Here is a 23,089-nt window from a genome sequence, read left to right as displayed (position 1 = left end):
AGTTTGGAAAAACTTGATTGTTGGAGGATTTTTTAGATGAACGAATTTGAAGATTTGCTAAATAGCGTTAGCCAAGTTGAGCCTGGTGATGTTGTTAGTGCTGAAGTATTGACAGTTGATGCGACTCAAGCTAACGTTGCAATCTCTGGGACTGGTGTTGAAGGTGTCTTGACTCTTCGCGAATTGACAAACGATCGCGATGCAGATATCAATGACTTTGTGAAAGTAGGAGAAGTATTGGATGTTCTTGTACTTCGTCAAGTAGTTGGTAAAGATACTGATACAGTTACATACCTTGTATCTAAAAAACGCCTTGAAGCTCGCAAAGCATGGGACAAACTTGTAGGACGCGAAGAAGAAGTTGTTACTGTTAAAGGAACTCGTGCCGTTAAAGGTGGACTTTCAGTAGAATTTGAAGGTGTTCGTGGATTTATCCCAGCTTCAATGTTGGATACTCGTTTCGTACGTAACACTGAGCGTTTCGTAGGTCAAGAATTTGATGCTAAAATCAAGGAAGTTGATCCTAAAGAAAACCGCTTCATCCTTTCACGTCGTGAAGTTGTTGAAGCAGCTACTGCAGCAGCTCGTGCTGAAGTATTCGGTAAATTGGCTGTTGGTGATGTCGTAACTGGTAAAGTTGCTCGTATCACTAGCTTTGGTGCTTTCATCGACCTTGGTGGTGTTGACGGATTGGTTCACTTGACTGAATTGTCACACGAACGTAACGTATCACCTAAATCAGTTGTAACTGTTGGTGAAGAAATCGAAGTGAAGATCCTTGATCTTAACGAAGAAGAAGGACGCGTATCACTTTCACTTAAAGCAACAACACCTGGACCATGGGATGGCGTTGAACAAAAATTGGCTAAAGGTGATGTAGTAGAAGGAACAGTTAAACGTTTGACTGACTTCGGTGCATTTGTTGAAGTATTGCCAGGTATCGATGGACTTGTTCACGTATCACAAATTTCACACAAACGTATCGAAAATCCAAAAGAAGCTCTTACTGTTGGTCAAGAAGTTACTGTTAAAGTCCTTGATGTTAACGCTGACGCAGAACGTGTATCACTTTCTATCAAAGCTCTTGAAGAACGTCCAGCTCAAGAAGAAGGACAAAAAGAAGAAAAACGTGCTGCTCGTCCACGTCGTCCAAAACGTCAAGAAAAACGTGATTTCGAACTTCCAGAAACACAAACAGGATTCTCAATGGCTGACTTGTTCGGTGATATCGAACTTTAATCAAATTGATAATCACAAAATCCTTTGTTTAAAACAAGGGATTTTTCTTTTGTCTCTTTCTCATTTTTGATATAATAGTTCTATGTTAGATTCAGAAAAACAATCACAATATCAATTGTTAAATGAGGAACTCTCTTATTTGCTTGACGGTGAGAGCAATGTTCTTGCCAATCTTTCGAATGCTAGTGCCCTCCTAAAATCTCGCTTTCCCAATACTGTATTTGCAGGGTTTTATCTGTTTGACGGTAGCGAGTTGGTTTTAGGGCCTTTTCAGGGTGGTGTTTCTTGTATTCGCATTCCGCTTGGAAAAGGCGTGTGTGGAGAAGCTGCTGAGTTTCAAGAGACTGTTTTGGTTGGCGATGTGAGCACCTATCCAAACTACATTTCTTGTGATAGTATGGCCAAGAGTGAAATCGTGGTTCCCATGCTCAAGAATGGTCAATTGCTGGGTGTCTTAGACCTGGATTCTTCAGTTATTGATGATTACAATGCCGTTGACCGTGATTACTTGGAACAATTTGTCGCTATTTTGCTTGAGAAGACAGAATGGGACTTTACGATGTTTGAGGAGAAAGCCTAATGTATCAAGCACTTTATCGAAAATATAGAAGCCAGACTTTTTCACAACTAGTAGGTCAAGAAGTTGTGGCTAAAACCCTAAAACAAGCAGTTGAGCAGGAAAAGATTAGTCATGCCTATCTTTTCTCAGGTCCTCGAGGAACTGGTAAAACCAGTGTAGCCAAGATTTTTGCCAAGGCTATGAACTGTCCGAACCAGGTAGACGGGGAACCATGTAATAACTGTTATATCTGCCAAGCAGTCACAGAAGGTAGCCTAGAAGATGTTATCGAAATGGATGCGGCTTCGAATAATGGAGTCGATGAAATCCGTGAAATTCGTGATAAATCCACCTATTCTCCTAGTTTGGCCCGTTATAAGGTCTATATCATAGACGAGGTTCATATGTTGTCTACAGGAGCTTTTAATGCGCTTTTGAAGACCCTAGAAGAACCAACCCAGAACGTTGTCTTTATTTTGGCGACTACCGAATTGCACAAGATTCCAGCAACTATTTTATCGCGTGTCCAACGTTTTGAGTTTAAATCGATTCGAACTCAAGATATCACGGCACATATTCATCATATTTTAGAAAAAGAAAATATCAGTTCTGAACCAGATGCTGTAGAAATCATTGCCAGACGGGCTGAAGGTGGGATGCGGGATGCCTTGTCTATTCTGGACCAAGCCTTGAGTTTGACTCAAGGGAATGCTTTAACTACAGCTATCTCTGAGGAGATTACAGGCACCATTAGTCTATCAGCGCTTGATGACTATGTAGCCGCCTTGTCACAGCAGGATGTTTTAAAAGCTCTTGATTCTTTGAATCTTTTGTTTGAAAATGGCAAGAGTATGACTCGTTTTGTGACGGATCTTTTACAGTACTTGCGTGATCTATTAGTTGTTCAGACAGGTGGCGAAAATACTCATCATAGTCCAGTTTTTATGGACAATCTAGCTCTTTCTCAGGAAAGTCTCTTTGAAATGATTCGAATAGCGACTGTGAGCTTGGCAGATATGAAAGCGAGCCTACAACCTAAGATTTATGCTGAGATGATGACCATTCGTTTAGCGGAGATTAAGCCTGAACCAGTGCTTTCAGGAGCTGTCGAAAGTGAAATTTCTGCACTGAGACAGGAAGTAGTTCGTCTCAAGCAAGAACTTGCTAATGTTGGAACGGTGCCTAAACAAGTGGCGCCAGTCCCTAGCCGTCCAGCCACTTCCAAGACTGTCTATCGAGTAGACCGTAATAAGGTTCAGGCTATCCTACAAGAAGCTGTTGAAAATCCTGAATTGGCACGGCAAAACTTGATTCGCCTCCAAAATGCATGGGGAGAAGTAATCGAAAGCTTAGCTGGTCCTGATAAGGCTCTGCTTGTTGGTTCTCAGCCAGTTGCGGCCAACGAACACCATGCTATTTTAGCTTTTGAATCTAATTTCAATGCAGGGCAAACCATGAAACGGGATAACCTCAATACCATGTTTGGCAATATTCTCAGCCAGGCGGCTGGATTTTCACCTGAAATCCTGGCAATTTCCCTAGAGGAATGGAAAGAGGTTCGTGCAGCATTTTCAGCTAGAAACAAGTCTTCTCAAGCTGATCAAGAGGCGGAAGAAGAAAGCCTAATTCCAGAAGGATTTGAATTTCTGGCTGATAAAGTCATGGTCGAAGAAGACTAAAAGTGGATTTCATGGTACAATAATTCTATGACTAGACAACAATTTATCGTGATAGCACTATTTACTGCTGCTGAGACTTATTTTTTCAATGAAGCTTGGATGACGGGTCGCTATTTCATGGCAGCATTTTGGGCTATTCTACTTTTTCGAAATTTTAGGTTAAGTTATGTAATGGGGAAAATAGTAGATGCCATTGATCAGCACCTAAACCGTAAGGATTAGTCACTAGCTTCTAAACAAAATCAAAGCCTTTTAGGCTTTTTTTTGTTATACTAGTAGAGTATATTTATGGACCTTTTCTTGTATTTTTTGAGAAATGTAAGTGATTTCGCTAAGGATAAAGGAAGTAGGCCAGAAAAAGAAAGGAACTATCATGTCAGTATTAGAGATCAAAGATCTTCACGTTGAGATTGAAGGAAAAGAAATTTTGAAAGGGGTCAATCTGACTCTGAAAACAGGAGAAATCGCAGCTATCATGGGACCAAATGGTACTGGTAAATCGACTCTTTCTGCAGCTATCATGGGGAACCCTAACTATGAAGTTACCAAAGGTGAGGTTTTATTTGATGGTGTAAACATCCTTGAGTTGGAAGTAGACGAGCGAGCGCGTATGGGACTTTTCCTGGCTATGCAATATCCATCTGAAATTCCTGGAATTACCAATGCAGAGTTTCTTCGTGCAGCCATGAATGCTGGTAAAGAAGATGATGAAAAGATTTCGGTTCGTGAGTTCATCACTAAACTAGACGAGAAAATGGAATTGCTCAACATGAAAGAAGAAATGGCAGAGCGTTACCTCAACGAAGGTTTCTCAGGTGGTGAGAAAAAACGTAATGAAATTCTTCAACTCTTGATGTTGGAACCAACATTTGCCCTTTTGGATGAGATTGACTCAGGTCTTGATATTGACGCCCTTAAAGTTGTGTCTAAAGGTGTCAATGCCATGCGTGGTGAAGGCTTTGGTGCTATGATTATCACTCACTACCAACGTCTCTTGAACTACATCACACCAGACGTGGTCCACGTGATGATGGAAGGTCGTGTTGTCCTTTCTGGTGGTCCAGAATTGGCTGCCCGTTTGGAACGTGAAGGATACGCAAAACTTGCTGAAGAACTTGGCTACGACTACAAGGAAGAATTGTAATTCCCTCGTATCTTTTAGGAGAAGTAAATGACTAAAGAGAATATTAAACTTTTTTCAGAAATGCACGCTGAACCAAGCTGGTTGGCTGACCTCCGTCAAAAAGCTTTTGATAAGATTGAGAGTTTGGAATTACCAGTTATTGAGCGTGTCAAATTTCACCGTTGGAATCTGGGAGATGGAACCATCACAGAAAGTGAACCTTCAGCAAATGTTCCTGACTTCACGGCTCTAGATAATCACTTGAAGTTGGTGCAAGTAGGAACGCAGACTGTTTTTGAACAAACTCCAGTTGAATTGGCTGAACAAGGAGTAGTCTTTACAGACTTTCACTCAGCTTTAGAAGAAATTCCAGAACTTATCGAGGAATTCTTCATGTCATCTGTTAAGTATGACGATGACAAGTTGGCAGCCTACCACACGGCTTACTTTAACAGTGGTGCTGTTCTCTACATTCCTGATAACGTTGAGATTACAGAGCCAATCGAAGGAATTTTCTACCAAGACAGCGATAGCGATGTGCCATTTAACAAGCATATTCTGATCATTGCAGGTAAAAACTCTAAAATCAGCTACCTTGAACGTCTTGAGTCTCGTGGCCAAGGTAGTGCCAAGGCAACTGCTAATATCACGGTCGAAGTGATTGCTCGTTCAGGTGCGCAAGTGAAATTTGCAGCTATTGACCGTTTAGGTGAAAATGTCACTGCCTATATTAGCCGTCGTGGTAAACTAGGCAACGATGCAAGCATTGACTGGGCAATCGGTGTCATGAACGAAGGAAATGTTGTTGCTGATTTTGATAGCGATTTGATTGGAAATGGTAGCCATGCTGACCTTAAAGTCGTAGCTCTTTCAAGTGGCCGTCAGGTTCAAGGGATTGATACTCGAGTGACTAACTATGGTTGCAACTCTATCGGAAATATCCTCCAACATGGGGTTATCCTTGAAAAAGCAACTTTGACCTTCAATGGTATTGGACACATTATCAAGGGTGCTAAGGGAGCTGATGCGCAGCAAGAAAGTCGTGTTCTCATGCTTTCAGATCAGGCGCGTTCAGATGCCAACCCCATTCTTTTGATTGATGAAAATGACGTAACTGCAGGTCACGCGGCTTCTATCGGTCAGGTGGATCCAGAAGATATGTACTACCTCATGAGCCGTGGCTTGGATAAGGCGACTGCTGAGCGTTTGGTTGTTCGTGGTTTCCTTGGCTCCGTAATTGTTGAGATTCCAGTCAAAGAAGTTCGTGACGAAATGATTGCAACTATCGAAGAAAAATTGTCAAAACGCTAAGGGGAAGCCTATGTTAGATGTAGAAGCGATTCGCAAGGATTTTCCAATTTTGGACCAGATTGTCAACGATGAACCTCTGGTCTATCTGGACAATGCTGCGACGACACAAAAACCACTAGCAGTTCTGGAAACAATCAACCGCTACTATGAGCAGGACAATGCCAATGTTCACCGTGGGGTCCATACCTTGGCTGAGCGAGCAACAGCATCCTATGAAGCTGCTCGTGAAACCATTCGTAAGTTTATCAATGCAGGCTCTACAAAGGAAGTTCTCTTTACCAGAGGAACGACAACCAGCCTTAACTGGGTGGCACGCTTTGCTGAGGAAATCCTGACTGAGGGAGACCAGGTCTTGATCTCTGTCATGGAACACCATTCCAATATCATTCCATGGCAGGAAGCTTGTCGCAAGACTGGGGCAGAGCTTGTCTATGTTTATCTCAAGGACGGAGCTCTGGATATGGATGACTTGCGCGCTAAATTGACTGATAAAGTCAAGTTTGTCTCCCTAGCTCACGCCTCAAATGTTCTTGGTGTGGTCAATCCTATCAAGGAAATCACGCAATTAGCCCACCAAGTTGGAGCTATCATGGTGGTGGATGGTGCTCAATCTACACCTCATATGAAGATTGATGTCCAGGACTTGGATGTGGACTTCTTTGCCTTTTCGGGTCACAAGATGGCTGGTCCGACTGGTATCGGTGTACTTTACGGCAAAGAGAAGTATCTGGAACAAATGTCACCAGTAGAATTTGGTGGTGAGATGATCGATTTTGTCTATGAGCAATCTGCTAGCTGGAAGGAATTGCCTTGGAAATTTGAGGCTGGAACGCCAAATATGGCAGGTGCTATCGGACTTGCTGCAGCAGTGGATTATCTAGAAAAGATTGGTATGGATGCCATTGAATCTCATGAACAGGAATTGATTGCATACGTCTATCCCAAATTGCAGGCCATTGAAGGTTTGACCATTTATGGTTCGCAGGACTTGGCTCAACGGTCAGGTGTCATTGCCTTCAACCTAGGGGATCTTCATCCTCATGATCTTGCTACAGCATTAGATTATGAAGGAGTGGCTGTTCGTGCTGGTCACCATTGCGCCCAACCTTTGCTTCAGTATTTGGAAGTCCCAGCAACAGCTCGTGTAAGTTTTTATATCTACAATACCAAGGCAGATTGTGACAAACTAGTCGATGCTTTACAAAAGACAAAGGAGTTTTTCAATGGCACTTTCTAAACTAGATAGCCTTTATATGGCAGTGGTGGCAGACCATTCGAAAAATCCACATCACCAAGGGAAGCTGGAAGATGCTGAGCAAATCAGCCTCAATAATCCAACCTGTGGGGATGTCATCAACCTCTCTGTCAAGTTTGACGCAGAGGACCGTTTGGAAGATATTGCTTTTCTAAATTCAGGATGCACGATTTCAACTGCCTCTGCTAGTATGATGACAGATGCAGTTTTAGGCAAGACCAAACAAGAAATTCTAGAACTTGCGACCATTTTTTCAGAAATGGTTCAAGGGCAAAAAGATGAGCGTCAAGACCAACTTGGAGACGCGGCTTTCTTATCAGGTGTTGCCAAATTCCCACAACGGATTAAGTGTGCAACCCTGGCTTGGAATGCCCTTAAGAAAACAATTGAAAATCAAGATAACAAGTAAGACAAGTTTCTTTTGTCTTATGAATCAGTAGAAATGAAGAATGAAAGAAAGGATATTATGGCTGAAGAAAGAGTAGAACCAAAACCAATTGACCTTGGTGAATATAAATTTGGTTTCCATGACGATGTAGAGCCTGTCCTATCGACAGGAAAAGGATTGAACGAAGAAGTCATTCGCGAATTATCAGCTGCTAAGGGAGAACCTGAGTGGATGTTAGAATTCCGTTTGAAGTCTTATGAAACCTTCAAAAAAATGCCCATGCAAACCTGGGGAGCAGACTTGTCAGAGATTGACTTTGATGACTTGATCTACTACCAAAAACCTTCTGATAAACCTGCCCGTTCTTGGGATGAAGTTCCTGAAAAAATCAAAGAAACCTTTGAACGTATCGGAATTCCAGAAGCTGAGCGTGCTTATCTAGCAGGAGCTTCTGCCCAGTACGAGTCAGAAGTGGTTTATCATAACATGAAGGAAGAGTTCCAGAAATTGGGGATTATCTTTACAGATACAGATTCTGCCCTCAAGGAATACCCAGACTTGTTTAAACAATACTTCGCTAAGTTGGTACCGCCAACAGATAACAAATTGGCTGCCCTCAACTCAGCAGTATGGTCTGGTGGAACCTTTATCTACGTGCCAAAAGGTGTCAAGGTAGATATTCCACTTCAAACCTACTTCCGTATCAACAACGAAAATACAGGTCAGTTCGAACGTACCTTGATTATTGTTGATGAAGGAGCAAGCGTCCATTACGTAGAAGGATGTACAGCACCAACTTATTCTAGCAACAGCTTGCACGCTGCCATTGTAGAAATCTTTGCCTTGGACGGAGCTTATATGCGTTATACAACCATCCAAAACTGGTCTGATAATGTCTATAACTTGGTAACAAAACGTGCCAAAGCTTTGAAAGATGCTACTGTTGAGTGGATTGATGGAAACTTAGGTGCCAAAACAACTATGAAATACCCATCTGTTTACCTAGATGGAGAAGGAGCACGTGGTACCATGCTTTCAATCGCCTTTGCTAATGCAGGGCAACACCAAGATACGGGTGCTAAGATGATCCACAACGCTCCACATACAAGCTCGTCTATCGTGTCCAAATCTATCGCAAAAGGCGGAGGAAAGGTGGACTACCGTGGACAAGTAACCTTTAACAAGAACTCTAAGAAATCTGTTTCTCACATCGAGTGTGATACCATTATCATGGATGACTTGTCAGCATCAGATACCATTCCGTTTAATGAAATTCACAACTCGCAAGTTGCTTTGGAGCACGAAGCCAAAGTATCTAAGATTTCAGAGGAACAACTCTATTACCTCATGAGCCGTGGTTTGTCAGAATCTGAGGCAACTGAGATGATCGTTATGGGATTTGTAGAGCCCTTCACAAAAGAACTTCCAATGGAATACGCAGTTGAGTTGAACCGCTTGATTAGTTATGAAATGGAAGGTTCAGTCGGATAAATCCAAAAAGGAGAAGCAAATGGGATTTTTAAAGCGTTTATTTGGAACGATTGAAAAAGTGAATAAGGGAGAAGCCCCGATTGAAGAGTTGGATCAGGCATTTGTTTTTGATCTTGAAGCAGAAGCTGATGATTATTGGCGACAAATGGAACAAAACCTCTTGATAAACGCTGTAAAAGCTGCTGGCGGTCCTGAGGCAGTAGAACGTGCATTTGTTCTTGCTAATTTTAAGGAAAATCAAGAAACCTTTGAGCTCTTTTATCAGGTAAATGGTCAACTTCTTTCATGGAGAGAGATGGATGCGACAGTTGTTGATAAAATCAGCAATCAACTCCTTCCGCAAGCGGCAGAAGTAGCGCGTGCAGTAAATGAAAATTATGAAGAGGCAAATGTACCAGTAATCCAGTACGCTATGCTTCAATTTGAAACTGCAACCATGGCTTGGTTTGGTCGGAAGCTGACAACAGCTTCTCCAGAAGCACAACTGACTTTTGAAGAATTGGTATCTGGTTGGCGCGCTATTCTGGAACAAGAAGTTCCACATCGTCCTTTAGATAGTGACCGTCCCTTCCCTTACTTTGAAGTTTAAAAAATCCCAAATCCCCAAAAACTTTCAATGGGGTATACTGTTGAGCTTAATCGCTTGATGAGTAACTAATTGAAAGAATTACTGGGTAAAAATGCAAATTCTGAACAGGAATCCTTTCTGTTCAGAATTTTTTTAAAAAAGAACCTAATAAATATTCACAAAAATACTTTTATATGGTAAAATAAAACAATTACATTTAGTGGAGATGAAGTATGAATATTTTTAGAACCAAGGATGTTAGTCTGAGACAGACAGAGATGCATCGCCATTTGAAATTATGGGATTTGATTCTTCTAGGGATTGGTGCTATGGTGGGGACGGGGATTTTCACCATTACAGGAACAGCAGCGGCTACCCTAGCTGGTCCATCACTAGTGATTTCCATTGTGATTTCTGCCCTGTGTGTTTCTCTATCAGCCCTCTTTTTTGCAGAATTTGCCTCTCGTGTTCCTGCAACTGGTGGTGCTTATAGTTACCTCTATGCGATTCTAGGAGAATTGCCAGCCTGGATTGCTGGCTGGCTGACCATCATGGAATTCATGACGGCTGTTTCAGGTGTGGCGTCTGGCTGGGCAGCTTACTTTAAGGGATTGCTTAGTAATTATGGTATCTCGATGCCGCAAGCCTTGAATGGCACCTTTAACCCTGAACAAGGAACCTATATCGATCTTCTGCCTATTTTAGTACTTACCTTGGTAACGGGATTGGTTTTATTAAATTCTAAGGCAGCTTTGAGATTTAATTCGCTTTTAGTGGTCTTGAAATTCTCAGCTCTCGCCTTATTTATCCTAGTTGGTATTTGGTACATCAAGCCTGAAAATTGGACGAATTTTGCTCCATTTGGTTTTGGTCAACTATATGGTGGAAGTACTGGGATTATGGCGGGCGCATCTTTGATGTTCTTTGGTTTTCTCGGATTTGAGTCTATTTCCATGGCAGTTGATGAAATTCAAAATCCTCAAAAAAATATTCCTCGCGGAATCGTACTTTCTCTGACAATCGTCACCATTCTCTATGCCTTGGTAACTTTAGTATTGACAGGGATTGTTCACTACAGTAAGCTCAATGTGGACGATGCAGTAGCATTTTCATTACGGAGTATTGGTATCGGCTGGGCGGCAAATTATGTTTCGCTTGTAGCCATTCTAACCCTGATAACCGTATGTATCTCCATGACTTATGCTTTATCTCGGATGATTTATAGCTTAGCACGTGATGGACTTTTACCTCAAAGTTTCAAACAATTAAGCAAGACTAGTCGCGTTCCTAAAAATGCGACCCTCTTAACAGGAGTTGCTTCAGCCATTGCTGCAGGAGTCTTTCCTCTAGCCAGTATTGCAGCCTTCTTAAATATCTGTACGCTAGCTTATCTCATTTTGCTAGCCTATGGAATAATAAAACTCAGAAAGGATAAGGGGATGCCAAAAGAGGGAGAGTTTAAAACTCCCTTGGTGCCACTTTTGCCAATTCTTTCCATTCTTATCTGTGTTTCCTTTATGCTTCAATATAGTCTAGATACCTGGATTGCCTTTGGTATTGCTCTTCTAGTTGGTCTAGTCATTTACTTTACTTACGGGTTCCGCCATTCAACCCTCGCAGAAGAAGAATAAAAGCTGGGAATTCCCAGCTTTTTTAATCTTTCACATAAGTAAATCCTTCACCCAGAATTTCATGAGCCTCAGTGATAGTGATAAAGGCTTGAGGGTCGATTTTGTGAATCATATCTTTCATTTTAACGATTTCGTTCCGACCTACGATACAGTAGATGATTTTTAAATCCTTTTTGCTGTAGTAGCCTTGACCAGATATAAAGGTAACGCCACGTCCGAGTTCATCGTTAATCTCTTTGGCCAATTGATCAGGATATTGGGTAATAATCATAAATCCTTTACCAGCATAACCCCCTTCACCGATCAAGTCAATAACACGAGCGATGATAAAGTCAAATAAGAGGGTATAGGTAACTAGACGAAGGTCCTGGAAGATAATCAAAATCAACATTAGGATAAAAAAGTCAATCCCAAAGAGCAATTTACCAATCGAAATATTGGTGTATTTGTTGAGGATACGGGCAACGATATCAGAGCCACCAGTGGTTCCACCAGCATTAAAGATAATTCCTAAACCAACCCCTAGTAAGACTCCTGAGACTAAAGCGACAATGATGAGATCTCCTTGCAAGTCGATATGCAAAGGAATGCGCTCAAAGATTGCTAGCCAAATGGAAAGTGAAATAGATCCTAGAAGGCTGGAGTAGAGGGTCTTAGGTCCAAATATCTTCCAAGCCAGGATAAATAAAGGGATATTAATCAAGAGGTTCATCAATGAGACAGGAATCTTAAAAAGATAGTAGGTAATCAAGGTAATACCTGTCGCCCCTCCCTCAAATAAATGATAAGGAACAACAAAGTAAGTAAGACCGAAGGCATAGATAGCAGCTCCAAAAATAATAGTGATAATCGGTTGAAGTTTTCGAATCATGGCTGTTCCTCACTTTTCTATAGATAGATTATACCAAAAATTCAGTTCTTTTCATCGGATCACTTATGATTTTTTATCATTTTTTTGATATAATAAAGGAGAAAATCCCAATCCTATCGAGAAGAATAGAAAGATTGAATTATGACACAAGTAAAAATTGTAACGGACTCTTCTGTTACTATCGAACCAGAAGTAGTTAAAGAATTAAATATCACTGTTGTCCCTCTATCAGTTATGATTGATAGTGTGCTTTATTCGGATGCAGATTTTAAAGAGGGAGAATTCCTTCATCTTATGCAACAAAGTAAGAATCTGCCTAAAACAAGTCAGCCACCTGTAGGAGTGTTTGCTGAGGTCTTTGAAGAACTAGGTAAAGATGGCAGTCAAATTATCGCCATTCACATGTCCCATGCCTTGTCTGGAACTGTGGAAGCTGCTCGCCAAGGGACCAGCCTCTCAACTGCTGATGTAACGGTTCTTGATAGTTCCTTTACAGATCAAGCAATGAAGTTCCAAGTTGTTGAAGCTGCAAAACTTGCTAAAGAAGGTAAAGATTTAGAAACGATCTTGGCTCATGTAGAGGACGTCAAAAATCATACAGAACTCTATATCGGTGTTTCGACGCTAGAAAACTTAGTTAAGGGTGGTCGTATTGGACGTGTGACAGGATTACTAAGCTCACTCTTGAATATTCGTGTAATAATGCAGATGAAGAACCACGAACTCCAACCAATCGTCAAAGGACGTGGAGCGAAAACGTTCAAAAAGTGGCTTGAGGAATTAACCAATACTCTTTCCCAAAAATCAGTTGCAGAAATTGGAATTTCTTATGCTGGAACGAACGAATGGGCGAATGAGATGAAGGCATTATTGCAACCTTATGTTGAGAAGCCAATCTCTGTATTGGAAACTGGCTCTATTATTCAAACTCATACTGGAGAGAATGCTTGGGCGATTCTAATTCGCTACAATTCCTAAAAAAATAGAGAAAAAATAGTCAAAATAGTGTTTTTGACTTGACCTATAGCCGATTTTAGGATATGATTATATTTGTTAATTAGAAATTATTTGGAGGATTTGTTAACATGGCAAACAAACAAGATTTGATCGCTAAAGTAGCAGAAGCTACAGAATTGACTAAGAAAGATTCAGCAGCAGCAGTTGACGCTGTATTTGCAGCAGTAACTGAATACCTTGCAGCTGGTGAAAAAGTTCAATTGATCGGTTTCGGTAACTTTGAAGTTCGTGAGCGTGCAGCACGTAAAGGTCGCAACCCACAAACTGGTAAAGAAATCAAAATCGCAGCTTCTAAAGTTCCAGCATTCAAAGCTGGTAAAGCTCTTAAAGACGCTGTTAAATAATGAATTTTCAAAAAGCCTATTGTATCAAGCTTCATTGCTTGGTCGATAGGCTTTTTTGTTGCTTTGGGGTATTTTTGGGGCAAAAAGAAAAAAGAAAAAGGTTCCCATGTTTGAGAACCTTCTTTTCATTAGTTTTTAGAAGCTGCTTGGAATTCAGGGTTTTTCCATGCTTCATCAATGATAGCTTGCAATTCTTTAGCAGATGCTTGCATTTTTTGAGTTTCAGCATCGTTCAATGGGATGTTTACTGGACGAACGATACCGTGTGCACCAACAACAGCTGGTTGACCGATAAAGACGTTTTTAACACCGTATTGACCTTCTTGGAAGACTGAAAGTGGAAGTACTGCATTTTCGTCATCAAGGATTGCTTTTGTGATACGAGCAAGTGCTACAGCGATACCGTAGTATGTAGCTCCTTTTTTGTTAATGATTGTGTAGGCAGCGTCACGAACACCTTCGAACAATTCAATCAATTCAGCTTCTTGAACGTTTTGAGTGTCTTTAAGGAATTCTTCTAGGTTTACACCAGCGATGTTAGCGTGTGACCAAACCGCAAATTCAGAATCTCCGTGTTCACCCATGATGTAGGCGTGAACTGAACGAGCATCAACATCCAATTTTTCAGCAAGTGCTTGACGGAAACGTGCTGAGTCAAGTGAAGTACCTGAACCGATAACACGTTCTTTAGGGAATCCAGAGAATTTCCAAGTTGAGTAAGTCAAAACGTCAACTGGGTTAGCTGCAACAAGGAAGATACCATCGAACCCTGATTCAACAACTTGTGTTACGATTGATTTGTTGATAGCCAAGTTTTTTCCTACAAGGTCAAGGCGAGTTTCACCTGGTTTTTGAGGAGCACCTGCAGTGATAACAACAAGGTCAGCGTCTGCACAGTCAGAGTATTGAGCAGCGTAGATTTTTTTAGGTGAAGTGAAGGCAAGGGCGTGGCTAAGGTCAAGCGCATCACCAACAGCTTTTTCGTGTAATTGTGGAATTTCGATAATTCCAAGCTCTTGTGCAATTCCTTGGTTAACAAGTGCGAAAGCATAAGATGAACCTACGGCACCGTCACCAACAAGGATCACTTTTTTGTGTTGTTTAGTTGAAGTCATTATCTAAACATCTCCTTCATTTTTTTTAGGGGAATCCCCAGACACTTTCATTCTATCACTTTTAAAAAGCTTTGTCACGAATATTCTATTCGGTTATCAATGTAAACGTTTTAGCGATTTTCAAAGGCTGAAATGAAGGACAAATTATGGTATAATATATCTAATTACTAATAGTGAAATGAGGCATTTATGAATGCAGGATAGAAATTTAGTGAATGTCAATCTGACAAAGGAGATGAAGACTAGCTTTATCGATTACGCCATGAGTGTTATCGTAGCGCGGGCTCTTCCTGATGTTCGAGATGGTTTAAAACCTGTTCACCGCCGTATTCTTTACGGAATGAATGAACTAGGTGTTACTCCAGACAAACCTCATAAAAAATCAGCCCGTATCACAGGGGATGTCATGGGTAAATACCACCCTCACGGAGACTCGTCTATTTATGAGGCTATGGTTCGTATGGCCCAGTGGTGGAGCTACCGTTACATGCTCGTTGATGGGCATGGAAACTTTGGTTCCATGGATGGGGACGGTGCTGCCGCGCAGCGTTACACTGAGGCACGTATGAGCAAGATTGCTCTAGAAATGCTTCGTGATATCAATAAAAACACGGTTGATTTCGTAGACAACTACGATGCCAATGAGCGTGAACCCTTGGTCTTGCCAGCTCGTTTTCCAAACCTTTTGGTCAATGGAGCAACGGGTATCGCCGTTGGGATGGCAACCAATATTCCCCCTCACAACTTGGGTGAAACCATTGATGCAGTGAAGTTGGTTATGGACAATCCTGAAGTGACGACTAAGGACTTGATGGAAGTCTTGCCTGGTCCAGATTTTCCAACTGGTGCTCTTGTCATGGGGAAATCAGGGATCCACAAAGCTTATGAGACCGGTAAAGGTTCCATTGTCCTTCGTTCTCGTACAGAGATTGAAACCACTAAGACGGGTCGTGAGCGTATTGTTGTAACGGAATTCCCTTATATGGTTAATAAAACCAAGGTACATGAGCATATTGTTCGCTTGGTTCAGGAAAAACGAATTGAGGGCATTACAGCCGTACGTGATGAGTCCAACCGCGAAGGCGTTCGCTTTGTAATCGAGGTTAAACGCGACGCGTCTGCCAACGTTATCCTTAACAACCTCTTCAAGATGACCCAGATGCAAACCAACTTTGGTTTCAACATGTTGGCGATTCAAAATGGTGTGCCAAAAATTTTGTCCCTTCGTCAAATTTTGGATGCTTATATCGAGCACCAAAAAGAAGTGGTTGTTCGCCGTACTCGTTTTGACAAGGAAAAAGCAGAAGCGCGTGCGCACATCTTAGAAGGTCTTTTAATCGCTCTGGATCACATTGATGAAGTGATTCGTATTATCCGTGCTAGTGAAACGGATGCGGAAGCGCAAGCTGAGTTGATGAGCAAGTTTAAGCTTTCAGAGCGTCAAAGTCAAGCTATCCTTGATATGCGTCTTCGTCGTTTGACAGGATTGGAACGTGATAAGATTCAGTCTGAATATGATGAATTGATTGCCTTGATTGAAGATTTGGCTGATATTCTTGCCAAGCCTGAGCGCGTGGCGCAAATCATCAAAGAGGAGCTGGACGAAGTCAAACGCAAGTTTGGTGACAAGCGTCGTACGGAGTTGATGATCGGAGAAGTCTTAACTCTTGAAGATGAAGATTTGATTGAAGAAACGGATGTCTTGATTACCCTATCTAACAAGGGCTATATCAAACGTTTGGACCAAGGTGAGTTTACTGCTCAAAAACGTGGTGGCCGTGGAGTTCAAGGTACGGGAGTTAAGGATGATGACTTTGTGCGTGAGTTGGTTTCAACCAGCACCCATGATCATCTGCTCTTCTTTACCAATAAAGGACGCGTATATCGACTAAAAGGTTATGAAATACCTGAATACGGTCGTACTGCTAAGGGCTTACCAGTTGTCAATCTATTGAAGTTAGACGAAGGTGAGAGTATTCAGACCATCATCAACGTTGAGTCTGAACGTAGTGATGACGCCTATCTCTTCTTCACAACCCGTCACGGTATTGTGAAGAGAACCAGTGTTAAAGAGTTCGCTAATATTCGTCAAAATGGACTTAAAGCTTTGAATCTTAAGGATGAAGACGAATTGATTAATGTCTTGCTGACAGAAGAAGATACGGATATTATCATTGGTACCAAGTTTGGTTATGCTGTTCGCTTTAATCAATCAGCTGTTCGTGGCATGAGCCGTATCGCGACTGGTGTTCGAGGAGTCAATCTTCGTGAGGGTGACACAGTAGTTGGCGCTAGCGTGATTACAAACCAAGACGAGGTTCTTATCATCACTGAAAAAGGATATGGTAAACGTACACTTGCTACTGAATATCCTACTAAAGGCCGTGGTGGTAAAGGGATGAAGACAGCCAATGTTGCTGAGAAGAATGGTCCTCTGGCTGGTCTCCTTACTGTTAAAGGCGATGAAGACCTGATGATTATCACAGATACAGGTGTCATGATCCGTACAAATGTTGCCAATATTTCACAAACTGGACGCTCAACTATGGGAGTTAAGGTGATGCGTCTAGATCAGGATGCTAAGATTGTGACCTTTACTACGGTTGCTGCGGCAGAAAAAGAAGAAGTTGGGACTGAAATTGAAACAGAAGGTGAAGCATAATGTCTCATAAAAAAACGAAAAATAAAAAGAGTAAGAAAAATAAGCGCAGAAATCTATTTATCAATATTTTAGCGGGTTTCTTAATTCTTCTTTCCTTAGCCTTGATTTTTAATTCAAAGATTCGCGATATCTTTTTGGTATGGAATACCAATAAATACCAAGTCAATCAAGTCACTAAGGAAAATATAGATGAAAACCTAAAATCCGAGGGAAATTTTGATTTTGACTCTGTTAAGTCTATTTCATCTGAAGCTGTATTGGCTTCTCAATGGGATGCCCAAAAGCTTCCAGTTATCGGTGGTATTGCTATTCCTGAAGTAGAAATCAACCTGCCTATTTTCAAAGGTTTGGATAATGTAAACTTGTTCTACGGAGCAGGGACCATGAAACCAGACCAAAAAATGGGAGAAGGCAACTATTCTCTAGCCAGTCACCATATCTTTACTGCTGAAAATGCCAGTCAAATGCTCTTCTCGCCTTTGGTCAATGCCAAAGCAGGTATGAAAATTTACCTGACCGATAAGGATAAAGTTTATACTTATGAGATTACAGAAGTTAAACGTGTTACACCTGACCGTGTAGATGAAATCGAAGATCGTGACGGCGTAAAGGAGATTACTTTGGTTACCTGTGTTGATTATAATGCGACTGAGCGTATAATCGTCAAAGGAATCTTTAAAGAATCAAAAGCTTATTCTGAGACTTCTGAGGATATTTTGAAGGCCTTTAATCAACCGTATAGACAACGTTATTAAGAATGAATGAACCAGTGAAGTGCTATTTCACTGGTTTTTATGTTAACAAATAGGATCAAAATAGTTCTTATGAAAAAAGATAATAAGGCTTAGGATAAAGATTTTTAAGATAAATATTTTAGAATTTTACAGAAAACGCTTTCGAGAAAACAAGAATTATGTTATAATTATCACAAATAAAAGTTTAGGAGTTTTTTTTATGGTCTCTTCAGAATTTATTTCAAAGATTGAATTTGCTTGCAAGAAGAAAGAAAGTCTTTATAGCCAAAGCAAGTTTAAGTATGCGATTCGTTCCATGTTTGCAGGTGCCTTTTTAACATTTAGTACAGCTGCAGGTGCAGTTGGGGCTGACTTGATTAATAAGATCGCTCCAGGTAGTGGACGTTTTCTCTTCCCATTTATTTTTGCTTGGGGATTGGCCTACATTGTTTTCTTTAATGCTGAGCTGGTAACTTCGAATATGATGTTTTTGACAGCTGGTAGTTTCTTGAAAAAAATTTCTTGGAGAAAAACAGCTGAGATTTTGCTTTACTGTACCTTGTTCAATCTCATCGGAGCTTTGATAGCAGGTTGGGGCTTTGCCCACTCAGCAGCCTATGCAAATCTAACACATGATAGCTTCATTTCAGGAGTTGTAGAGATGAAGTTAAGCCGTTCCAATGAGCTAGTCTTGCTTGAAGGTATTTTAGCCAATATCTTTGTAAACATTGCTATTCTTTCATTTGTTTTGGTGAAAGACGGTGGGGCTAAACTTTGGCTTGTTTTGTCAGCGATTTACATGTTTGTATTCTTAACAAACGAACACATTGCTGCGAACTTTGCTTCTTTTGCGATTGTTAAGTTTAGTGTTGCTGCAGATTCTATTGCTAACTTTGACATACCTAATATTCTTCGTCACTGGGGTGTAACCTTTGTCGGAAACTTTATCGGAGGAGGTCTCTTGATGGGCTTGCCATACGCCTTTCTCAATAAAAATGAAGATACTTATGTCGATTAAAGAAATGAGCACGAGTGAATCGTGCTTTTTTGTTTGATGTGTAAGACTAGTCATAGTTGTTCCTTATATCAAAATATAGAAAATCAGTATTGGAAAAGACTGGCACAAGATGATACAATATCCCTAATGAAGCTATTTGGAGGTCGTCATATGACTCGTGATTTTAAATTTGAAACCCTACAATTACATGCTGGGCAAGTAGTTGATCCAGCGACCAAATCTCGTGCAGTACCGATTTATCAAACAACATCCTTCGTTTTTGATGATACGCAGGAAGGTGCAGATTTGTTTGCCTTGAGAAAACCAGGGAACATTTATACTCGTATCACAAACCCTACAACAGCAGCCTTTGAAGAAAGAATCGCTGCTCTTGAAGGTGGTGTTGGAGCACTAGCGACAGCATCAGGGATGGCTGCTGTAACCTACACTATTTTGGCGCTTGCTCACGCCGGTGACCATGTGGTGGCTGCGTCAACTATTTACGGTGGGACCTTCAACCTCTTGAAAGAAACCCTTCCTCGTTATGGGATCACAACAACCTTTGTGGATGTGGATAATTTGGAAGAAGTGGAAGCAGCTATCGGTGACAATACCAAGCTTGTCTTGATTGAAACCTTGGGGAATCCCTTGATTAACATTCCTGACTTAGAAAAATTGGCTGAGATTGCGCATAAACACAAGATTCCTCTCGTTTCGGACAACACTTTTGCCACACCATATTTGATTAACGTCTTCTCTCACGGTGTAGATATTTCCATTCACTCAGCAACTAAGTTTATCGGTGGGCATGGTACGACTATTGGTGGAGTGATTGTCGATAGTGGTCGTTTTGACTGGGAGGCTTCAGGGAAGTTCCCTCAATTTGTTGAGGAAGACCCAAGTTACCATAACTTGAGCTATACTCGTGATGTGGGTGCAGCAGCCTTTATTATCGCTGTTCGTGTTCAATTGCTCCGTGATACAGGTGCTGCCTTGTCGCCATTTAATGCCTTTCTCTTGCTCCAAGGGCTTGAAACTCTCTCTCTTCGTGTGGAACGTCATGTGCAAAATGCAGAGAAAATTGTTGATTTCCTTGTCAACCATCCTAAGGTAGAGAAGGTAAATTATCCAAAACTAGCTGATAGTCCTTATCATGCCTTGGCTGAGAAATATTTGCCAAAAGGTGTTGGTTCAATCTTTACCTTCCATGTTAAAGGCGGAGAGGCAGAAGCTCGCAAGGTAATTGATAATTTGGAAATCTTCTCTGATCTTGCAAACGTGGCAGATGCCAAATCTCTTGTTGTCCATCCTGCGACAACCACTCACGGTCAGTTGTCAGAAAAAGACCTAGAAGCAGCAGGAGTCACACCAAACCAAATCCGCTTGTCGATCGGTCTTGAAAATGTAGAGGATTTGATTGAAGATTTGCGCTTGGCCTTGGAAAAAATTTAAAGTAAAAGATATAAACAGTGGGTTTCGACTCGCTGTTTTTGATTTTCCCTCAGGCATGATATAATGGTTACAGAAGTCTAGAAAGAGGAAAGTTATGAACGAAATCAAATGTCCCAACTGTGGGGAAGTCTTTACAGTAAATGAAAGTCAGTATTCCGAACTTCTGTCTCAAGTGAGAACAGCAGAGTTTGATAAGGAACTACTTGATCGGATGAAGCAGGAACTGGCCTTGGTTGAGCAAAAGGCCATGAACGAGCAACAGACTAAACTGGCTCAAAAGGACCAAGAAATTGCGCAACTGCAGAGTCAAATCCAAAACTTTGATACAGAGAAAGAGTTGGCCAAGAAAGAAGTTGAACAGATAAGCCATGAGGCTTTATTGGCTAAGGACAAGGAAGTGCAGGTCTTGGAAAACCAACTGGCCACCTTGCGTTTGGAGCATGAAAATCAACTGCAAAAGACCCTTTCTGACCTAGAAAAAGAACGGGATCAAGTTAAAAATCAGCTTCTCTTGCAAGAAAAGGAAAATGAGTTGTCTTTGGCTTCTGTTAAGCAGAATTACGAAGCCCAGCTCAAGGCTGCTAGTGAACAAGTCGAATTTTACAAGAATTTCAAAGCCCAACAATCTACAAAAGCTATCGGGGAAAGTCTGGAACAGTATGCGGAGAGTGAGTTCAATAAGGTTCGTAGTTTTGCCTTTCCAAATGCCTACTTTGAGAAGGATAACAAGGTCTCTGCGCGTGGGTCTAAAGGGGACTTTATCTTTCGAGAACGTGATGAAAATGGAGTGGAAATTATTTCCATCATGTTTGAGATGAAAAATGAAGCCGATGGAACGGAGAAGAAGCACAAGAATGTAGATTTTTACAAAGAATTGGACAAGGATCGTCGGGAGAAGAACTGTGAATATGCCGTTTTGGTGACTATGTTAGAAGCAGATAATGACTACTTTAACACAGGGATTGTTGACGTCAGTCACGAGTATGAAAAGATGTATGTGGTTCGTCCTCAGTTCTTTATTCAGTTGATTGGTCTCTTACGTAATGCTGCGCTTAATTCTTTGAAATATAAGCAAGAGTTGGCCTTAGTTCGCGAGCAAAATATCGATATTACCCATTTTGAAGAAGACTTGGATGCCTTCAAAGTAGCTTTTGCCAAAAACTACAACTCTGCTTCGACCAACTTTGGTAAAGCTATTGATGAAATTGACAAGGCAATCAAACGGATGGAGGAAGTCAAAAAGTTCCTAACCACATCTGAAAACCAACTCCGGCTCGCTAATAACAAATTGGAAGATGTTTCGGTTAAAAAATTGACCCGTAAAAATCCAACCATGAAAGCGAAATTTGAAGCACTGAAGGGGGAGTGAGATTACCTTAAAAACAGGAGTTCCTATGAAAAAATCTTTGAAATTCTCGGAAATTTATATTGCTTATTTACCATTAGTTGTATTTTTTCTTAATCTCCTATATGGTCTTTTAAATATTGAAGGCGTAGGCGATACTGACTCAAGATATAATTTATTCTTTGCTATTTTTGGATTTATTCCAACTATATTTGGTTATGGAATTAGTTTTTTGGCTAATCTTCTGGTGGGGATATCTTATGTGCGAAAAGCAAAAAATGAATCGAAACGCATCATTGCTTTTCTATTGCTTGGAAATATTTTTTTAGCAATTTTTCTGATGTTTTTGCTAAGATTTAAAATGATCGTTTCCTTTGACTTTATAAAAGATATTGACCTTTGGAGTTTCATTTTTTCATTATTTTTATTTCCGTATTTAGATTGGATTTATCAAAAGGAAGACTATAATCCAAAATTAAGTCGTAAGTTACTTATTCTATTTTTGATTGGGATTTTTTCTCCACTTATAGGAAGTAGAATTCAAATCCACTTTAGAAATAATGCTAAAGTTCAACAATTAAAAGAGTTTTATTCTTCTAGGGGAATGAATTATGATGTTGCTCTTAAAAGCGTAGAAATAGATAGTAACGTTTCAGATATTAGTGTTTTTGAAGTATCGGATAATGGAATGACTATCCAAGTAGGTGCTAAGTACATTCGTCAAAAATTAACACAGGTCAGTTTCATTAATGAGAATTATGGTTTTAAAGAATTCTTGAGGCTTTCTGCATCAAGCCAAGACGCACAGACAGTTCTGAATGATTTTAAATCAGCTGTAGAAAGTGCAATACAAAAGAAAGGATATGATATAGTAGTTATTGATAATAAAGAACAGCCATTAGCTAGCCCTGGTTTTAAAATATCAAATTCATATAGGATAACTCCTTTAATAAAAGAAAAGGCTCTTCAAAATCAAAATTCATTCAGTAAAGAAAAACAAGCTTTTAGAGGATATGCGACTCTTTCTGTTAAAGACTTTATGAAGGAGGGAGCACTTTGCTTGCATTTAACACTTAGCAAAAGCAACCTATTGGAACTAGGAGATATTGATTTTTCAAGCTTTCCAGATGGATATTACAACATAAATGCTGACTACTTTTCGGTTGTTAATGGAAAATATAAACAGCTTGAAAAGGATGATAATTTTGAATATATTTTACCAATTGAGTCGGGTAAACCATTTTACTCTGAGGATTTATATGATATTAAAAAAATTGATTTAAACAATGAGGAATAGAAGTGAAAGGG

The 23,089-nt window shown here is 40.5% G+C and carries 21 protein-coding genes; 19 read left to right on the top strand and 2 right to left on the bottom strand.

The genetic code is table 11. From position 1 onward, the window contains the following. The first annotated feature begins 36 nt into the window (after positions 1–36). From rpsA to HMPREF2991_RS09825, 11 genes are all read left to right on the top strand, one after another. A complete protein-coding gene (gene rpsA, locus HMPREF2991_RS09875; RefSeq protein ID WP_001001617.1) occupies positions 37–1,239 on the top strand; it encodes a 30S ribosomal protein S1 in 1,203 nt (400 codons plus the stop codon). A gap of 82 nt (positions 1,240–1,321) precedes the next feature. Then, on the top strand, positions 1,322–1,819 hold the full coding sequence (locus HMPREF2991_RS09870; RefSeq protein ID WP_070567556.1) for a GAF domain-containing protein: 498 nt from the start codon (positions 1,322–1,324) through the stop codon (positions 1,817–1,819). Beyond that, positions 1,819–3,477: a DNA polymerase III subunit gamma/tau gene (gene dnaX / locus HMPREF2991_RS09865; RefSeq protein ID WP_070567554.1), complete on the top strand. Its 1,659-nt coding sequence runs from the start codon at positions 1,819–1,821 to the stop codon at positions 3,475–3,477. Before HMPREF2991_RS09870 ends, dnaX begins: the two co-directional genes overlap by 1 nt. Before the next feature lie 27 nt (positions 3,478–3,504). Continuing rightward, positions 3,505–3,699, top strand: coding sequence for a DUF3272 family protein (locus tag HMPREF2991_RS09860; protein WP_000198269.1), 195 nt, complete (start codon positions 3,505–3,507; stop codon positions 3,697–3,699). A 151-nt stretch (positions 3,700–3,850) separates the two neighbouring features. Next, complete coding sequence (gene sufC / locus HMPREF2991_RS09855; RefSeq protein ID WP_000114489.1) at positions 3,851–4,621, top strand: Fe-S cluster assembly ATPase SufC; 771 nt, start codon at positions 3,851–3,853, stop codon at positions 4,619–4,621. Between the two features lie 27 nt (positions 4,622–4,648). Beyond that, positions 4,649–5,911 (top strand): Fe-S cluster assembly protein SufD, encoded by a 1,263-nt coding sequence (gene sufD / locus HMPREF2991_RS09850; RefSeq protein WP_000159660.1) that lies wholly within the window; start codon positions 4,649–4,651, stop codon positions 5,909–5,911. Between the two features lie 10 nt (positions 5,912–5,921). Next, the gene (locus HMPREF2991_RS09845; RefSeq protein ID WP_070567552.1) at positions 5,922–7,148 is read left to right on the top strand and encodes a cysteine desulfurase; all 1,227 of its coding nucleotides are present in this window, start codon (positions 5,922–5,924) and stop codon (positions 7,146–7,148) included. Next, the gene (gene sufU, locus HMPREF2991_RS09840) at positions 7,135–7,575 is read left to right on the top strand and encodes a Fe-S cluster assembly sulfur transfer protein SufU (protein ID WP_070567551.1); all 441 of its coding nucleotides are present in this window, start codon (positions 7,135–7,137) and stop codon (positions 7,573–7,575) included. Before HMPREF2991_RS09845 ends, sufU begins: the two co-directional genes overlap by 14 nt. Positions 7,576–7,632: 57 nt before the next feature. Beyond that, a complete protein-coding gene (gene sufB, locus HMPREF2991_RS09835) occupies positions 7,633–9,045 on the top strand; it encodes a Fe-S cluster assembly protein SufB (protein WP_000797057.1) in 1,413 nt (470 codons plus the stop codon). Between the two features lie 19 nt (positions 9,046–9,064). Beyond that, positions 9,065–9,634, top strand: a complete 570-nt coding sequence (locus tag HMPREF2991_RS09830) for a hypothetical protein (protein WP_070567549.1) — start codon at positions 9,065–9,067, stop codon at positions 9,632–9,634. Positions 9,635–9,846: 212 nt separating this feature from the next. Then, on the top strand, positions 9,847–11,244 hold the full coding sequence (locus tag HMPREF2991_RS09825) for an APC family permease (RefSeq protein WP_070567547.1): 1,398 nt from the start codon (positions 9,847–9,849) through the stop codon (positions 11,242–11,244). A 22-nt stretch (positions 11,245–11,266) separates the two neighbouring features. Here the strand turns inward: HMPREF2991_RS09825 and HMPREF2991_RS09820 are convergent, their stop codons facing one another. Continuing rightward, the gene (locus HMPREF2991_RS09820; protein ID WP_070567545.1) at positions 11,267–12,115 is read right to left on the bottom strand and encodes a YitT family protein; all 849 of its coding nucleotides are present in this window, start codon (positions 12,113–12,115) and stop codon (positions 11,267–11,269) included. 141 nt (positions 12,116–12,256) lie between these two features. Between HMPREF2991_RS09820 and HMPREF2991_RS09815 the strand changes: the two genes are divergently transcribed. Both HMPREF2991_RS09815 and HMPREF2991_RS09810 read left to right on the top strand, forming a co-directional pair. Continuing rightward, entirely contained in the window at positions 12,257–13,093 is an 837-nt protein-coding gene (locus HMPREF2991_RS09815; protein ID WP_070567543.1) for a DegV family protein, read from the top strand. A 107-nt stretch (positions 13,094–13,200) separates the two neighbouring features. Continuing rightward, positions 13,201–13,476, top strand: a complete 276-nt coding sequence (locus HMPREF2991_RS09810) for an HU family DNA-binding protein (RefSeq protein ID WP_001284636.1) — start codon at positions 13,201–13,203, stop codon at positions 13,474–13,476. A 128-nt stretch (positions 13,477–13,604) separates the two neighbouring features. Here HMPREF2991_RS09810 and HMPREF2991_RS09805 read toward each other — a convergent pair whose 3' ends face one another. Then, complete coding sequence (locus HMPREF2991_RS09805) at positions 13,605–14,591, bottom strand: L-lactate dehydrogenase (RefSeq protein WP_000204722.1); 987 nt, start codon at positions 14,589–14,591, stop codon at positions 13,605–13,607. Positions 14,592–14,784: 193 nt separating this feature from the next. Between HMPREF2991_RS09805 and gyrA the strand changes: the two genes are divergently transcribed. The 6 genes from gyrA to HMPREF2991_RS09775 all read left to right on the top strand — a co-directional run bounded on the left by gyrA (position 14,785) and on the right by HMPREF2991_RS09775 (position 23,078). Beyond that, positions 14,785–17,253, top strand: a complete 2,469-nt coding sequence (gene gyrA, locus HMPREF2991_RS09800; RefSeq protein WP_049479366.1) for a DNA gyrase subunit A — start codon at positions 14,785–14,787, stop codon at positions 17,251–17,253. Continuing rightward, entirely contained in the window at positions 17,253–18,008 is a 756-nt protein-coding gene (locus HMPREF2991_RS09795; protein WP_000018508.1) for a class A sortase, read from the top strand. The genes gyrA and HMPREF2991_RS09795 overlap by 1 nt, the downstream gene beginning before the upstream one ends. Positions 18,009–18,207: 199 nt before the next feature. Then, on the top strand, positions 18,208–19,005 hold the full coding sequence (locus HMPREF2991_RS09790; protein WP_070684004.1) for a formate/nitrite transporter family protein: 798 nt from the start codon (positions 18,208–18,210) through the stop codon (positions 19,003–19,005). Positions 19,006–19,155: 150 nt separating this feature from the next. Beyond that, positions 19,156–20,436: an O-acetylhomoserine aminocarboxypropyltransferase/cysteine synthase family protein gene (locus HMPREF2991_RS09785; protein WP_070684001.1), complete on the top strand. Its 1,281-nt coding sequence runs from the start codon at positions 19,156–19,158 to the stop codon at positions 20,434–20,436. A gap of 94 nt (positions 20,437–20,530) precedes the next feature. Then, positions 20,531–21,805 (top strand): DUF2130 domain-containing protein, encoded by a 1,275-nt coding sequence (locus HMPREF2991_RS09780; RefSeq protein ID WP_070683998.1) that lies wholly within the window; start codon positions 20,531–20,533, stop codon positions 21,803–21,805. 25 nt (positions 21,806–21,830) lie between these two features. Further along, complete coding sequence (locus HMPREF2991_RS09775; RefSeq protein ID WP_070683995.1) at positions 21,831–23,078, top strand: glutamyl-tRNA amidotransferase; 1,248 nt, start codon at positions 21,831–21,833, stop codon at positions 23,076–23,078. Positions 23,079–23,089: the final 11 nt, after the last annotated feature.

Source organism: Streptococcus sp. HMSC072D07, from assembly GCF_001814835.1.
GTDB lineage: Bacteria > Bacillota > Bacilli > Lactobacillales > Streptococcaceae > Streptococcus.
Note: the sequence above shows the minus strand (reverse complement) of the source record. Positions and strands in the feature narration are given on the sequence as shown.

Excerpts from the sequence above, each read along its gene's own strand:
- sufB (WP_000797057.1), top strand. The coding sequence starts at position 7,633 with ATGGCTGAAGAAAGAGTAGAACCAAAACCAATTGACCTTGGTGAATAT.
- HMPREF2991_RS09795 (WP_000018508.1), top strand. The coding sequence starts at position 17,253 with ATGTCTCATAAAAAAACGAAAAATAAAAAGAGTAAGAAAAATAAGCGC.
- sufU (WP_070567551.1), top strand. The coding sequence starts at position 7,135 with ATGGCACTTTCTAAACTAGATAGCCTTTATATGGCAGTGGTGGCAGAC.
- HMPREF2991_RS09830 (WP_070567549.1), top strand. The coding sequence starts at position 9,065 with ATGGGATTTTTAAAGCGTTTATTTGGAACGATTGAAAAAGTGAATAAG.
- HMPREF2991_RS09780 (WP_070683998.1), top strand. The coding sequence starts at position 20,531 with ATGAACGAAATCAAATGTCCCAACTGTGGGGAAGTCTTTACAGTAAAT.
- HMPREF2991_RS09815 (WP_070567543.1), top strand. The coding sequence starts at position 12,257 with ATGACACAAGTAAAAATTGTAACGGACTCTTCTGTTACTATCGAACCA.
- HMPREF2991_RS09870 (WP_070567556.1), top strand. The coding sequence starts at position 1,322 with ATGTTAGATTCAGAAAAACAATCACAATATCAATTGTTAAATGAGGAA.
- rpsA (WP_001001617.1), top strand. The coding sequence starts at position 37 with ATGAACGAATTTGAAGATTTGCTAAATAGCGTTAGCCAAGTTGAGCCT.
- sufC (WP_000114489.1), top strand. The coding sequence starts at position 3,851 with ATGTCAGTATTAGAGATCAAAGATCTTCACGTTGAGATTGAAGGAAAA.
- HMPREF2991_RS09825 (WP_070567547.1), top strand. The coding sequence starts at position 9,847 with ATGAATATTTTTAGAACCAAGGATGTTAGTCTGAGACAGACAGAGATG.
- HMPREF2991_RS09860 (WP_000198269.1), top strand. The coding sequence starts at position 3,505 with ATGACTAGACAACAATTTATCGTGATAGCACTATTTACTGCTGCTGAG.
- HMPREF2991_RS09775 (WP_070683995.1), top strand. The coding sequence starts at position 21,831 with ATGAAAAAATCTTTGAAATTCTCGGAAATTTATATTGCTTATTTACCA.
- HMPREF2991_RS09805 (WP_000204722.1), bottom strand. The coding sequence starts at position 14,591 with ATGACTTCAACTAAACAACACAAAAAAGTGATCCTTGTTGGTGACGGT.
- dnaX (WP_070567554.1), top strand. The coding sequence starts at position 1,819 with ATGTATCAAGCACTTTATCGAAAATATAGAAGCCAGACTTTTTCACAA.
- HMPREF2991_RS09810 (WP_001284636.1), top strand. The coding sequence starts at position 13,201 with ATGGCAAACAAACAAGATTTGATCGCTAAAGTAGCAGAAGCTACAGAA.
- HMPREF2991_RS09785 (WP_070684001.1), top strand. The coding sequence starts at position 19,156 with ATGACTCGTGATTTTAAATTTGAAACCCTACAATTACATGCTGGGCAA.
- sufD (WP_000159660.1), top strand. The coding sequence starts at position 4,649 with ATGACTAAAGAGAATATTAAACTTTTTTCAGAAATGCACGCTGAACCA.
- HMPREF2991_RS09820 (WP_070567545.1), bottom strand. The coding sequence starts at position 12,115 with ATGATTCGAAAACTTCAACCGATTATCACTATTATTTTTGGAGCTGCT.
- HMPREF2991_RS09845 (WP_070567552.1), top strand. The coding sequence starts at position 5,922 with ATGTTAGATGTAGAAGCGATTCGCAAGGATTTTCCAATTTTGGACCAG.
- HMPREF2991_RS09790 (WP_070684004.1), top strand. The coding sequence starts at position 18,208 with ATGGTCTCTTCAGAATTTATTTCAAAGATTGAATTTGCTTGCAAGAAG.
- gyrA (WP_049479366.1), top strand. The coding sequence starts at position 14,785 with ATGCAGGATAGAAATTTAGTGAATGTCAATCTGACAAAGGAGATGAAG.